Source organism: Streptomyces boninensis, from assembly GCF_048572725.1.
Lineage (GTDB): Bacteria > Actinomycetota > Actinomycetes > Streptomycetales > Streptomycetaceae > Streptomyces > Streptomyces boninensis.
Map to the genome: position 1 here is coordinate 5,629,973 of NZ_CP183837.1, position 12,728 is coordinate 5,642,700.

Sequence of the window (12,728 nt, forward strand, 5' to 3'; positions counted from 1 at the left end):
GTCATCGGCCCACTCTTCGGAGAGAGGGAGGGCCTCATGGCCGGCGAGGGGCCAGGACTGTACGAGATGCTCGACGACCGGTTCCGTACCGGACGGTGCATGGGCGGTGACGCCGGCCTCGAGGTCCTGTACACCGGCTGCCGCTGGGCCGAGGGGCCCATCTATGTGCCCGCTTGGCGGCAGCTGGTCTGGAGCGACATCCCCAACGACCGCATGCTGCGCTGGGACGAGGAGACCGGCGCGGTCAGCGTCTTCCGCCGCTCCGCCGGGCACACCAACGGCAACACCCTCGACCGCGAGGGCCGCCTGATCACCTGCGAGCAGGGCAACCGCCGCGTCACCCGCACCGAGCACGACGGCACCGTCACGGTGCTCGCCGACCAGTGGCAGGGCAAGCGGCTGAACAGCCCGAACGACGCGGCCGTGAAGTCCGATGGCTCGATCTGGTTCTCCGACCCGGACTTCGGTATCACCAGCGACTACGAGGGCTATCGCGCCGAGAGCGAGATCGGCGCCAACAACGTCTACCGGATCGACCCCGACAGCGGCGAAGTCCGGCTGGCCGCCGACGGTTTCGGCGCCCCGAACGGCCTGGTCTTCTCGGCCGACGAGCGGCAGCTGTTCGTCTCCGACACCCGGGCGGGCTTCATCCGCGTCTTCGACGTCACCGAGAACGGCACGCTGTCCGACGGCAAGGTCTTCGCGGAAGCCGCACGCCGCGAAGGCGCCCGCTTCGACAACATCCGCTTCGACGACGACGGCCGGCTCTGGGCGGCGGCGATGGCCGACGGCGTGCACTGCTACGACCCCGACGGCACCCTCATCGGCCGCCTCAACGTGCCCGAGACCGTCGCCAACATCTCCTGGGGCGGCCCCAAGCGCAACCGCCTGTTCCTCACCGCCGAGACCAGCCTCTACTCGGTGGTCATGGGCGTCACCGGCACCCACCCGACCGGCCCCCGTGTGCTGCTCCGCTAGTACTCAACGATTCGTCGGACCTCGACGTGTCCGTAGCGAGCCGTCGGTACCCGCTCGGCCCAGGCCAGCGCCGCTGCCTCGTCCGTCACCTCGACCTCGATGTAGCCGGCGACTGTCGTCCCGGCGCCGATCACCGCACCGGCCCGTACCTGGGCCTGTCCGTCCCGAACCGTGAGGGTCCGTGCCTCGCTTGCCGGGTGGAATCCGGACTCGTGGACGAGGTTCCCAGCCGACTTCAGCGCGGCATCCAGTTCCAGCCATTCGTCGATCTCGCCGTGCCCAGGGCCCGCCTGCACGGGGTCGTAGGCGTACACCAAAGCGAACTTCATCTGCCGTGTTCCTTTCACGAGCCGTGCCGGAGCGCGTCAGCGAACGACGTCGAAGACGTTGAGCTGCATGCCGTTGGGGTACGCCTCGTGCTCGACCAGCTTCAGCCGCTGTGTGTCCTTATCCGTGGTGGGGAACATGCGCTTGCCGGCACCCAGCAGTACCGGGAAGACGAGCAGGTGGTAGCGGTCGATCAGGCCGGCGTCGGCCAGGTGCCGGTTCAGCTGGGCGCTGCCGTGCATGATGATCGGGCCGCCGTCGGTCTGCTTCAGCGCGGAGACTTCCTCCAGGGACCGCAGGATCGTCGTCTGGCCCCAGTTGTCCACCAGGTCGTCCTCGGTGAGCGTGGTGGAGATGACGTACTTCGGCTTCTCCTTGTATTCGGCGAACTCTGCCATGTCCGGCCAGACAGGGCCGAACGCCTCGTAGCTGACCCGGCCGAACAGCATGGCGGCTGCTTCCTGCTGCTCCCGGCCCTTGATCTCGTACGCCTCCGGTACGAACTCGACGTCCTTGAAGGTCCAGCCGGCGTTGCGGTAGCCGGGCTCGCCTCCCGGTGCCTCCACGACCCCGTCGAGCGAGATGAAGGCGGAACTGATCAGCGTGCGCATCGCACATCTCCTGTTGGTTGTGGGTTGGTGCGTGTGGTTGCAGGTCAGGCTCGGTCTCGCCGGTAGCGCAGGAGGGCGACCTGGGAGTCGAAGACCTTCGCCTCGGCCAGCGTCAGCCCGGTGCGGCGCTTGAGGTCCTTGAAGACCGGCTTGCCGCCTCCCAGCAGGGCCGGGTGGACGGTGATCCGGTACTCGTCGATCAGGTCGTGTTCGGCCAGGGACGCGGCGAGGTCGGCGCCGCCGAACAGCACCAGGCTGGTACCGGACCGCTTCAGTGCTGCGACCTGCTCGGCGAAGTCGGCGCCCAGCACCTGTGTGTTCCAGTCCGCCTTCTCCAGGCTCCGGGAGACCACGAACTTGGGCTTTTCCCGCCATAGCGGTGCGAACTGCAGATCGTGCGGGTGGGTGGAGATCTCCTCGGCGCGCGGCCAGTAGCCGGACATCATCTCCCACACCACTCGCCCGTACAGAAAAGCGTCGGCTTCGTCGCTGACCGTATGCGAGTACGCGGACAGCTCCTCGTCCATCACCGTCCAGTCGAACTCGCCGGCGGGGCCCTCGATGAAGCCGTCGACCGATTGGGCCACGAAGTGGATGAGTGTGCCGGGTGCTGTTGTGGTCATCTGTGCCCTCCAGCAGAGCGGTGCCGCTGTGTTGCGGCGCGACGGGTGGGGTTGGGTGCTGTCTCAGGCTGCACCGGCATGTGAGGGGTGATCAACGCTTGACTGGGACAGCAGCGTTTACCTGGCACGCAACGATCCCGTGCGGCGGCCTGCGCGACGAGGTAGCGTGTCGCCTTCGCAGGCAGGCCAGGTCACGGGGGTGGTCGTCATGGAGTTGCGGGACATCGAGATACTGCTCGTGCTCGCCGACGAGCTGCACTTCGGCAGGACCGCCGAGCGGCTGCACGTCACCCCGTCCCGGGTCAGTCAGTGCGTCAAGGCACAGGAGCGCCGCATCGGCACGGCGCTGTTCGAGCGGACCAGCCGCAAGGTGGCGCTCACTCCCATCGGGCGCCAACTGATCGATGATCTGGCGCCGGTCCACCGGCAGCTGAGGGAGAGCCTGCAGCGCGCCGAGCAGGCCGCCCGGGGAACGACCGGGGTGCTGCGGCTGGGCATGATCTCGTCCAATGTGGACGACCTGCGGCCCTACTTCGACGCCTTCGCCGCCGAGCGGCCCGGCATCGAGGTGCAGATCCGCACCATCGGCTACACCGACCCCTTCGCCGGGCTGCGCACCGGAGACCTCGACGCCGCCCTGGTGTGGCTGCCCGTCCGGGAGCCCGATCTGACCGTGGGGCCCGTAATCCACATCGAGCCGCTGATGCTCGCCGTCTCCTCCGCCCACCCGCTGGCGCGCCAGACCACCGTCAGCCGCGAGGACCTCGCCGGCCAGACCGTCATCAACCTCGACGCACCCGCGTACTGGCGCGAGGCCATGGTGCCCACCCACACCCCCAGCGGCCGTCCCATCCACGCCGGGCCCACCGCCCCCGACTTCATGGAGGTACTGCTGATCATCTCCAGCGGTGAGGCCGTGTCACAGGTGCACCTCCAGGCCGCCCGCTACTTCGCCCGCCCCGGCATCGCCTACCTCCCCATCCACGACGCCGCGCCGATCCAGTGGGGACTGATCTGGCGCACCAGCGCCGAAACCGACGCGATCCTGACCCTCGCGAAGATCGTCGAGCAGCTCGGACCGCTGACGCAGCAGCCGCGGAAGCGGCCGAGGAACAAGGAGCACCGTAAGTGATTCGAAAGCTGCAGGCGGTCGCGCTGGACTGCGCCGATCCGGTACGGCTCGCGGAGTTCTACGCGGAGCTGCTCGGCGGCCGGGTGGTGGCCGACGAGGGGGACCTCGACTGGATCGAGGTCCACGGCTTCGAGGGCACTCCGCTCGCCTGTCAGCGGGTGGACGGCTACCGGCCCCCCGTATGGCCCGGCCAGGAGATCCCGCAGCAGCTCCACCTGGACTTCGACGTCGACGACCTCGACGGCGAGGAGCAGCGGGCACTCGCCCTCGGCGCCACCGTGCTGGAGCGGACCGATGAGATCCAGCCCGGGGCCAACTGGCGGATCTACGCGGACCCGGCCGGCCATCCCTTCTGCCTCTGCCTGCACTGACGGCCGCTTCGCAACGATCCCGCTGAGGCGCCCAAAAACAAGGCACCTTAAGTGAATAGATCGCAGGTCAGGGCCACACCAAGCAATAAAGCTGATGCCCCGCCTCATGCAGCCGATCAGCGAAGTCCTGCCACTCGTGGAGCCAGTGATCACCACGGGCCTCTGACCTGCGAGGATGCATCGAACCTGCCGGTGACCAGCCGAAACTACCTTCAGTAGTTGACGCTGATCACCGGCGCTTTCGGCTCTCGTGTGCCCTGCTTGTGCCCTCCGCGCACAGTGCCGGGACGGCGGAGGGCACCCCGCTCAAGCACGCCATGATGTGCTGGCGAAGCCGTACGGGCTGTGTGAGCACGGCCACCTGCGGTACGGGCCATATCGGCTTCCCCGGCTCAGTTCCGAACCGTGGAAGCCTGACCCGGTCCAGCCCCATGGGTATGTACCGGAACCGAGCTGGTCAGCGAGTTTCCTGTTCTCGTCGAATAACACCTCGGAGGACGCGATCGCCGACGAATTCCTGGAGGCGGCCGCTCTCCAGGTATCGGCCTGATCGTCCTTTTGGCCCTGCCAGCGCCTTGGTGGCGCTGGTGCACTGGGGAGAGGCGTTTCTCGTGTCGCCCCGAGTGCCGACCCCAAACGGGTCCGTGCCGAAACCAGTTGTCGACTGAGCGGCACACGCATGATTCTACCGGCGTTAGTCTGCTCTGTTCGTCGCCGCAGATCCGCCGGGCCTCCGCCTGGTCGGACAGGTCGACGCGACCAACCAGACCGTGCTCATGGCCCACCTGTTCGCGGTTGACGGCAAACCGGCCGATGTCACTGTGGACCTGCGGGAGGTGACGTTCGTGAACTTCCTCTCCCTGCATGCACTGGTGTCCTTTTCCGAGTTACTCGAACCGGGCCGACGCTTGATAGTGCACACCCGCTCCCCGGCGATCGCGCAGGTGCTGGCCGCCTGCGGATGGGATCGTCCCGAGCTCCCTCTGACCCTGCTGGAAGAGATCACCGATGAGTAAGCCAGACCGCCCGGCGCAGGGGCTTGCGCCGCACGCGCACCATCTGCTGCTCTACGGCGGCGATCGGCAATTTCTCGATGCTGCACTGCCATTCGCCCGCGATGGCCTGGATGCCGGCGAGCCGGTGTTCATCGCGACCTCCCCCCACAACACCGCGCTGCTGCGCGAGCATCTCGGACGACGAGCCAGCCAGGTCACCTTCGCCGCCGCGCACTGGTATCGCACGCCCGCGCAGGCCCTGCTGGCCTACCACGACCAGGCCCGGGCCCAGACCGGTCCCTCCCGCGTGCTGGGCGAGACCCCTTGGGCTGGACTGAGCGAGGAACAGGCCCGCGAGTGGACCCGATATGAGGCCCTGCTCAACCTGGCCCTGGCCTCCACCGGCGCCTGGCACCTGTGCCCCTACAACACCGCCACCCTGCCTTCCGGTCTGCTGCACGCGGCCCAGCTCACCCACCCCACGTTCACCGCCGGCATCTCCCACCGGCCCAACCCCGCCCACATCCCACCGGAGGATTTCAGCGCGGCTTGCGACAGCGTCCCGCTGCCCGACCCGCCCGCCGACAGTGCCGAACTGCGCTTCGACGGCCGCGAGCAGCTCGCCGAACTCCGAGCCTTCACCGCCCGCCTCGCTGCCGCTGCCGGACTCTCCACCGACCGCGTGGAGACGCTGCTCATCTGCGTCGACGAGGCGGCCGCCAACGCGATACAGCACGGAGGCGGCAGTGGGCGCTGCCGAATCTGGACCACCACCACCGAAGTGTTCTGCGAGATCACCGACCCCAACGGCTCCCTGAACGCCGCCCTGGCCGGCTACCTGCCCCCCGTCACCAGCCAGCTTGACGGCCGCGGCCTATGGATCATCCGCCAGCTCAGCGATGCTGCCGACATGCGCAGCGCCAACACCGGCACCACCATCCGCATCCGCATGTCCCGTCGCCACACCCCAACGCCACGCTCATAGCGGATTTCGACCAGGGTGCTCGGTGCGCCGGGTCGCAGGGTAGACCCACCGGTCGCAGATCGCCGCTACCTCCAACCGTCGACTGACACCTGCGTGCTCCCTGTCAGGTATGAGGGGTGTGTCAAGTAAACGGCTGATCTTGGTTGTTGAGTTATCGCTGGTCGGTGGGGGTGAGGCGGCCGTCGAAGGCGATCTGGAACGCGTTCAGCGGCGCCTTCCAGCGCATCGTCCAGCGGCGTCGCCCCTTGCCGGTCGGGTCCAGGCTCATCAGCGCCATGTAGACGCACTTCAACGCGGCGGCCTCGGACGGGAAGTGCCCGCGGGCCCGGACCGCCTTGCGGATGCGGGCGTTCACGCTCTCGATCGCGTTCGTGCTGCAGATGACCTTGCGGATCTCGACGTCGAAGGACAAGAAGGGCACCATTTCTGCCCAGGCGTCGGACCACAGCTTGATCACGGCCGGATACTTGCCGCCCCACTTCCCGGAGAATTCCAGGAACCGCTCGGTTGCGGCGGCCTCGCTCGGCGCGGTGTAAACGGGCTTGAGATCCTTGGCGACCTTGTCCCAGTCCTGGCGAGCGCAGTAACGGATGCTGTTGCGAATCAAGTGAACGATGCACGTCTGCACCACAGTGCAGGGCCAGACGGTCTCGACCGCGTCGGGCAGGCCCTTCAGGCCGTCGCAGACAAGCATCAGGACGTCTTCGACTCCGCGATTCTTCAGCTCGGTGAAGACCTGGAGCCAGTGCTTGGCGCCCTCACCGCCGTCGCCGGCCCAGATCCCGAGAATGTCCCGGGTGCCCTCGACGGTCACGGCCATCGCCACGTAGATGGGCCGATTAGCGACCTTACCATCGCGAATCTTCACGTTGATGGCGTCCACGAACACGACCGGATAGACACGATCGAGCGGGCGGGCCTGCCATTCCGCCATGCCCTCCATCACCGCGTCGGTGATCGTGGAGATCGTCTGCTTGGACACCTCCGCCCCGTACACCTCGGCCAGATGAGCCGATATCTCCCCGTGCGTGAGGCCCTTCGCAGACAGCGACAGCACCATCTCGTCCACGCCGGTCAGCCGCCGCTGCCGCTTCCTGACGATCTGCGGCTCGAACGTGCCGGCGGTGTCACGGGGCACCTTCACCTCGACCGGTCCGACGTCGGTCAGCACCGTCTTCGACCGAGTGCCATTGCGGGAGTTGCCGCTGTTGCGGCCGGCCGCGTCGTGCTTGTCATAGCCGACGTGATCGGTGATCTCGCCCTCCAGGGCGGACTCCAACACGCGCTTGGTCAACTGCTGCAGCAGCCCGCCCTCCCCGGTCAGCTGCAGCCCGTCGGAGCGGGCACGATCGACCAGCATCGCGACCAACTGCTCGTCCGACACCGCCCCCGCGGCCGACTCAACGACCGGCTCCTCCACGGACTCGTGCTCGGTGATGGTCTCGCTCATCAGGCGTCTCCTTGATCATCGGATCCGCCGTCTATTGGACACTCCCGGTATGAGTGGAGGGCGTTGGCAGTGGTGTCCACGAACTCCTTGGGAATGGCATCCGTACTCACCCAGCTCACCTCCGCATGCTTGAGAGGTTCGCGGTTTTCCGGCTTCCCCGTCCATTTGTGGGCTACGAAGACGACGGTGAGGAAGCCGTTGGGGGCTTCGACGCCCCAGGCGCCGTGGATGATGTGGGCGACGCGGAGGTGCTCGGGCTTGACCGTGACGCCGGTCTCTTCGTACAACTCGCGAACTGCCGTCTCGGTGATCGGCTCGCCGGGGTCGGACTTGCCGACCGGCAGGTCCCACTGGTCCTGGGCGAATTTGGCGTTGGGGCCGCGCTGCAGGAGCAGGACGCGGTCGGTGGTCTTGTCGTGGAGGATGACGGCGGCGACCAGCAGCGTCATGGATTCGGTGGCGGGCTTGAGGGCTCGGGGATGAGCGTCGGTGTCGGGCTGGGCCACGGCGATCCCTTCATCGGCAGGGGTGTTCGGCATGTTAGGTCAGTGCCTCGCGGGCGCGGCGGGCGAGTTCGGTGGCGCCGGGAACCTTGCGGCGTTGGTAGATCGCGAGGGTGGGGCGGATCGAGTCGATGGCCTTGCGGGTGCGGTCTGAAGTCATGCCGTCCATGAGGCCCAGGGCCGTGCTCCAAGCGGCGATGGCTTCGTCGGCACGAGCCTGGGCGGCGAGGCTGTCGCCGAGGTCGGCGTGGGTGAGGGCATGGACCCGCTTGTACTTGACCGGGTCCCAGCGGATCAGGGCGTCGCGATGTTGTTGCTCCGTGCCGAGGTGGTCGGCGAGGTCGGTGAGGGTGCGGGCGGTGTGGCTGGCCACGGTGCCGGCGGCCGGGCCGGAGACGAGGGAGTAGCTGGGCTGCGGCCCGTCGTCGCGTAGCAGGGCGTCTTCGGCGGACAGGAGGGCGCGGGCGGCGGCGGGCTTGTTTTTGGTGGCGGCGTAGGCGCGGGCGTGGGTGACGTGGAGCAGGGCTTCGGTCTGGCCGTCGATGTGGCCCAGGCCGGCGGCGAGGGCGGCTTCGGCGAGGTCGATGCAGTGGTGGGGTTGTTTGAGGCTGAGGGCCTGGTGGGCCAGGGCGCGCATCATCCAGGCGGCGTGGGCGTGCGGGTCGGCTTCGCAGGCCAGCCGGTAGCCGGCTTGGTAGTAGCGCTGGGCGGCGCCTTCCTGGCCGAGGTCGTGGTGTTTCCAGCCCGCGAGGTAGGCGAGTTCTGCGACGGCGCCGAAGGCGGCCCGGCGTAACGCCTCCGAAGGGAAGCGGCCTCGGAGCATGGGGGAGGCGGTGTCGGCGAGGTAGGCGGTGACGGTGGTCAGGCCGTGGCCGCCGCCCAGGCGTTCGTCGGCGGCGGAGAAGGCGGCGGTGATCTGCCGAACGACGGCGATGTCCTCGGCGCCGATGAGGGTCTGGCCGGTGCGGGCGCGCAGCATGCGGGAGGCGGCCTCGTGGTCGTACGCCAGGGGCATGGCGACGCCGGCGGTGGTGAAGGCGGCGACGGCGAGATAGCGGTGGCGTTCGACATCCGCGCGGCCGAGGTCGGTGACGGCGATGACCGGATCGCTGTCGTCGTTCGGGGCCTCGTCCCGATCGCCGTGGAAGCCGAGTTCGGCCGGGGTCACGATGCGCGCCAGGCGGCGGGAGAGGGCTTCGGCGAGGTAGCGGTCTGTCTGGCCCGTGGGGCGGCGGGTGCCGTTGACCCAGTGCGAGATCGCGGACTTGTTGGTCTGGATGATCTCGCCGTTCTGCGCGGCGATACGGCGTACATCGCGGGCGACGGCGTCCAGGGTGCAGCCGGCCTCGGCGATGGCCGCCTTCAGGCGCGTGTTGGGCTGCTTCGGCGCGTGCACGACCCTCCCCGATCGTGAGGCTGTAAACCGCGTATACCGCCTTGCCTGCCCTTCACCGTACCCACTGTGCGTAGCGGCCGGTTCACTAACTGGCAGGCCGCCCGGCGCATGCCAGGTCATCCATGGCTCCCCCGGGCCGGGCGGCTAGTCCCATTCCGTACACAGCCCGATGCGCTGGTGCATTGCACTGTCACTGTCGGGCGCGACGAGGACGGAGAACCACCATGACGACCATCGACACCACAGTGATCTCGGTCGACTTACCGCAGGCATTCGATCCGCGCTGGAGCCGCCTGCCCGGCATCCAGGTCGACGGCACCCGGCTGACCGTCGACCCCGCTGAGTACTTCTTCCGCTTCGAGTCCCACACCTGGCTCGTCGCCGACTGGCAGCTGGTCACCAACCAGTTGCTCGGGGTGCAGGAGACTACGGAGAGCACGGTCGAGCAGCTCGCGTTGCAGTTCATCAAGGAGCACGCCGCCTCGACGTCCGACGCCGCGCTGGTGCTGCGGACGGCGTTCGAGGTGTACGTGTACCTGTTCCGCGACGAGCACCTGGCGAGCCTCGGACTGCCGCAGATCACCACCGCCCATCTGCGGATGCTGCGCGAGGCTGCCACGCTGATGGCGCTGAACAAGGTCGAGCTGGACGGGCACATCTCCAACGTCGGCCCGTGCTGGTTCTTCCCCGCCGCCACCTCCGTCGTCTTCGACCTGGACGAGGAAATGGGTGGCCTGCTGGACGAGGTCTACCACGGCGGCTGGTTCAACGAATACCGCCGGATCGAGTCCATCAAGGCTCATGCCGCGCTCGGCGGCCGCCTGGTGCACGGCTGCCAGTCGGTGCCCGACCAGACCGGCGGCGTCGTCGCCCCGTACGGCGCTTCCATGAGCGTCTTCCGCGACGACCTGGCCGCCTTCAAGGCCGGCTGGATCGAGCAGGTCTACGCCCACCGCATTGCCCCGGCCGCGTAGGAGCGCGCCCCCTGTCCGGGCTCCGGGGCGGGCCGGCGTTTCTCGTCTGCCCCGGAGCCCTTCCACCGAACGGAGACCTCCCCATGCACGAGCAATTGATCAACAACCTTTTCACTGACCTGTGCGTCGCTGTCGGTCAGCCCGCCGGCAAGCGGGAGGAGGTTCGCGTGTGGTCGATGTCCGGCGTGGAACGGCTGACCTTCCCCGACGGCACCACCGCCATCTTCAAGTACGCCAAGCGCCCCTTCGAGCGCGAGGACCGGGCACTGCGGCTGGCCCGCGCCCGCGACATTCCGGTGCCGCAAGTCTTCGCCTCCGCCGCCCGCGAGGAGTGCCTGGGCATGTTCCTCGAAGACCTCGGCCCGGCCAGCCGGGAAGCGGACGACCTCGACGGCGCCGCAGCAGCGGCGGCCCTGCACGTCGCGCCCCGCGCCGGCGTCCTACCGGTCCTCGACGAGGTCGGCCTGCGTAAGCTGCCCGCCCGAGCCTCCGATCACCTGCGGCGGCTGCGCGAGGCGGGCCGCTGGGGGAGCACGGACGACCTCGCTGACGCCCTCACTTTGCTCACCGCTGCCGCCGAATCACGCGCCGCCGGGGCGATGCTGGAGCCGTTCGGCTGGGTGCACTCGGAATTCCACCCCACCAGCCTGCACATCGGCGCGACCGGCTGGCGGCTGCTGGACTTCGCCCGCGCCTTCACCGGCCCCGGCCTGCTGGACCTGGCCAGCTGGCATGGCACCCTCGACGCACCCGACCTCGTACGCACCCGCGTCTTCCTGGAGACCTACGCAGCCGAGGGCGGACATAGCGAGGCGGTGGCCGATCGCGGCGGCCTGACTGCGGAGGCGTGGGCACTGGGCTGGCATCGCGTCTGGGTCATCGAGTGGTTCATGGAGCAAGCCGTGCACTGGGTCAACGACCCGGCCAGCGACCCTGCCTACATCAAGGTCGTCCGCCGGCATCTGAATGACGCCGTACGGCTGTTGGAGCCGTGACGTGCTCGCCCAAGCCTCGCCCTGGTACGCGCACGCCGTCCAGCGCACCGCCGCAGGCCCGGCCCAGTCGCTACCGGTGCCGGCCCGCATGGAGTGGACCACCCGCCCCGGCCAAGGGCCCGGCGCCGAAATCCTCGGCCCGGACCTCTACCGGCGCCAGATACTGGAACTCGGCTGCGGCCCCGGCCACAACGTCGCCCATCTCGCCGCGCGCCACGGCGCCCTCGCCACCGGCGTCGACCTGGTCGGCCTGCAGGTCCGCCGGGCCCGCTCGCACTACGGCCGCCTCTCCGGCGCCAACTTCGTCGCCGGCCATGCCCTGCACTTCCTGCTTGCATCCCCGCAGCAATACGACGCGATCTACTCGGTGTTCGGCGCCGTCGGCCTAGTAATGCCGAAGCTCCTGCTCCCCGCTATCGCCGCACACCTCAAACCAGGCCGAAAGCTCGCCTTCTCAGTACCGCACCCCGTGCGCCGAGGCCACCGACCTGCCGCCGATGACCGCCCCCGGCAGGACTTCGTCACCCTTCCCGACCACACCCGCCTGCCCCTGGCTCGCTGGGAGTTCGACGCCGAACGCTGGGCAACCCACCTCGCCGCCGCCGGCCTCGCGATGACTGCCGCGCAGGAATTCAACGACTCCCGCCTTGGTCGCTGGCCTACGACCCTTCTGGTCACCGCACGTAAGCAGTGAACCCCACCCCCACACAAACCCTGGCGATGGCCATGCCCCCGCCATACCTGCTGCTCGATATCGACGGCGTCCTCATACCTTTCCCCGCCGCCGACGGCAGCACCCCGCGCACGCACCGCCGCCACGACGTCCTCCCTGCCGGACGGTCTGCCGACGACCCCGTCACGGTCTGGCTCAACCCGGCACACGGGCCACTGATCCGCGATCTATTGGAGACCGGCCTCGTCGCCCCGGCCTGGTGCACAAGCTGGCGCCAGGACGCCCACCGTCTCATCGCGCCGCTCCTCGACCTGCCCACCGTCCCCCATCTGGACCTGCCCCGGCTGCCGATCACCACCAGCCACCCCGACGGATACCTGTGGAAACGCGACTACGTCGACCAGTGGCTCGGCGCAGCTCCGGCCGCCTGGATTGACGACGACTTCACCCCGCTGGACATCGAGTGGGCAGCCCGGCGCACAGCAGCGGGATGCCCCACCCTGCTCATCCAGCCCGACCCGTACGAGGGCCTCACCCAGGCGCACCTGCAGGCTGTCGCCGACTGGGCAGACGACACGCAGGCGGCCACCCGGCGTGCGGCCTGAAAGCTGGCGACGACAGCGCCTGCAGCGAGGGCTAGTGACGGGGAAGCCTGATTCCGGTCCTGAGACGTGCTGCCTGGCCGACATCTCTTGCACAGTCGATATCCCGCTCG

The 12,728-nt window shown here is 68.6% G+C and carries 15 protein-coding genes; 9 read left to right on the top strand and 6 right to left on the bottom strand.

Annotated features, from left to right (window positions below; genetic code table 11):
- Positions 1 to 36 precede the first annotated feature (36 nt).
- On the top strand, positions 37 to 978 hold the full coding sequence (locus ACNNMR_RS25710) for an SMP-30/gluconolactonase/LRE family protein (RefSeq protein ID WP_419997043.1): 942 nt from the start codon (positions 37 to 39) through the stop codon (positions 976 to 978).
- Here ACNNMR_RS25710 and ACNNMR_RS25715 read toward each other — a convergent pair.
- Genes ACNNMR_RS25715 through ACNNMR_RS25725 form a run of 3 tightly spaced genes read right to left on the bottom strand, consistent with a single transcriptional unit; the run spans position 975 to position 2,539 of the window.
- Complete coding sequence (locus tag ACNNMR_RS25715) at positions 975 to 1,307, bottom strand: YciI family protein (RefSeq protein ID WP_419997044.1); 333 nt, start codon at positions 1,305 to 1,307, stop codon at positions 975 to 977. The two genes, ACNNMR_RS25710 and ACNNMR_RS25715, sit on opposite strands and share 4 nt — an antisense overlap.
- A 36-nt stretch (positions 1,308 to 1,343) precedes the next feature.
- Positions 1,344 to 1,916: a dihydrofolate reductase family protein gene (locus tag ACNNMR_RS25720; RefSeq protein WP_419997045.1), complete on the bottom strand. Its 573-nt coding sequence runs from the start codon at positions 1,914 to 1,916 to the stop codon at positions 1,344 to 1,346.
- Positions 1,917 to 1,960: 44 nt separating this feature from the next.
- On the bottom strand, positions 1,961 to 2,539 hold the full coding sequence (locus ACNNMR_RS25725; protein WP_419997046.1) for a dihydrofolate reductase family protein: 579 nt from the start codon (positions 2,537 to 2,539) through the stop codon (positions 1,961 to 1,963).
- Positions 2,540 to 2,705: 166 nt separating this feature from the next.
- On the opposite strand from ACNNMR_RS25725, the gene ACNNMR_RS25730 reads away from it, so the two are divergent.
- The 4 genes from ACNNMR_RS25730 (at position 2,706) to ACNNMR_RS25745 (ending at position 6,022) form a co-directional block, all read left to right on the top strand.
- A complete protein-coding gene (locus ACNNMR_RS25730) occupies positions 2,706 to 3,671 on the top strand; it encodes a LysR family transcriptional regulator (protein WP_419997047.1) in 966 nt (321 codons plus the stop codon).
- Positions 3,668 to 4,042: a VOC family protein gene (locus ACNNMR_RS25735; RefSeq protein WP_419997048.1), complete on the top strand. Its 375-nt coding sequence runs from the start codon at positions 3,668 to 3,670 to the stop codon at positions 4,040 to 4,042. The genes ACNNMR_RS25730 and ACNNMR_RS25735 overlap by 4 nt, the downstream gene beginning before the upstream one ends.
- A gap of 737 nt (positions 4,043 to 4,779) precedes the next feature.
- Positions 4,780 to 5,058, top strand: coding sequence for an STAS domain-containing protein (locus tag ACNNMR_RS25740; RefSeq protein WP_420000468.1), 279 nt, complete (start codon positions 4,780 to 4,782; stop codon positions 5,056 to 5,058).
- Complete coding sequence (locus ACNNMR_RS25745; protein ID WP_419997049.1) at positions 5,051 to 6,022, top strand: anti-sigma factor RsbA family regulatory protein; 972 nt, start codon at positions 5,051 to 5,053, stop codon at positions 6,020 to 6,022. The genes ACNNMR_RS25740 and ACNNMR_RS25745 overlap by 8 nt, the downstream gene beginning before the upstream one ends.
- A 151-nt stretch (positions 6,023 to 6,173) precedes the next feature.
- Here the strand turns inward: ACNNMR_RS25745 and ACNNMR_RS25750 are convergent, their stop codons facing one another.
- The 3 genes from ACNNMR_RS25750 to ACNNMR_RS25760 form a co-directional block, all read right to left on the bottom strand.
- On the bottom strand, positions 6,174 to 7,382 hold the full coding sequence (locus tag ACNNMR_RS25750; protein ID WP_420000461.1) for an IS256 family transposase: 1,209 nt from the start codon (positions 7,380 to 7,382) through the stop codon (positions 6,174 to 6,176).
- 89 nt (positions 7,383 to 7,471) lie between these two features.
- Positions 7,472 to 8,011: an NUDIX domain-containing protein gene (locus tag ACNNMR_RS25755; protein ID WP_419997050.1), complete on the bottom strand. Its 540-nt coding sequence runs from the start codon at positions 8,009 to 8,011 to the stop codon at positions 7,472 to 7,474.
- 1 nt (position 8,012) lies between these two features.
- Complete coding sequence (locus ACNNMR_RS25760) at positions 8,013 to 9,371, bottom strand: helix-turn-helix domain-containing protein (RefSeq protein ID WP_419997051.1); 1,359 nt, start codon at positions 9,369 to 9,371, stop codon at positions 8,013 to 8,015.
- Positions 9,372 to 9,595: 224 nt separating this feature from the next.
- Here ACNNMR_RS25760 and ACNNMR_RS25765 point away from each other — a divergent pair, with 224 nt between their 5' ends.
- From ACNNMR_RS25765 to ACNNMR_RS25780, 4 genes are all read left to right on the top strand, one after another.
- Positions 9,596 to 10,345, top strand: a complete 750-nt coding sequence (locus tag ACNNMR_RS25765; RefSeq protein ID WP_419997052.1) for a hypothetical protein — start codon at positions 9,596 to 9,598, stop codon at positions 10,343 to 10,345.
- Positions 10,346 to 10,428: 83 nt separating this feature from the next.
- On the top strand, positions 10,429 to 11,340 hold the full coding sequence (locus ACNNMR_RS25770; RefSeq protein WP_419997053.1) for an aminoglycoside phosphotransferase family protein: 912 nt from the start codon (positions 10,429 to 10,431) through the stop codon (positions 11,338 to 11,340).
- 1 nt (position 11,341) lies between these two features.
- Complete coding sequence (locus ACNNMR_RS25775) at positions 11,342 to 12,034, top strand: class I SAM-dependent methyltransferase (RefSeq protein ID WP_419997054.1); 693 nt, start codon at positions 11,342 to 11,344, stop codon at positions 12,032 to 12,034.
- Positions 12,035 to 12,066: 32 nt separating this feature from the next.
- Positions 12,067 to 12,618 carry an HAD domain-containing protein gene (locus ACNNMR_RS25780; protein WP_419997055.1) on the top strand — a complete coding sequence of 184 codons (552 nt, stop codon included), beginning with the start codon at positions 12,067 to 12,069 and terminating at the stop codon, positions 12,616 to 12,618.
- Positions 12,619 to 12,728: the final 110 nt, after the last annotated feature.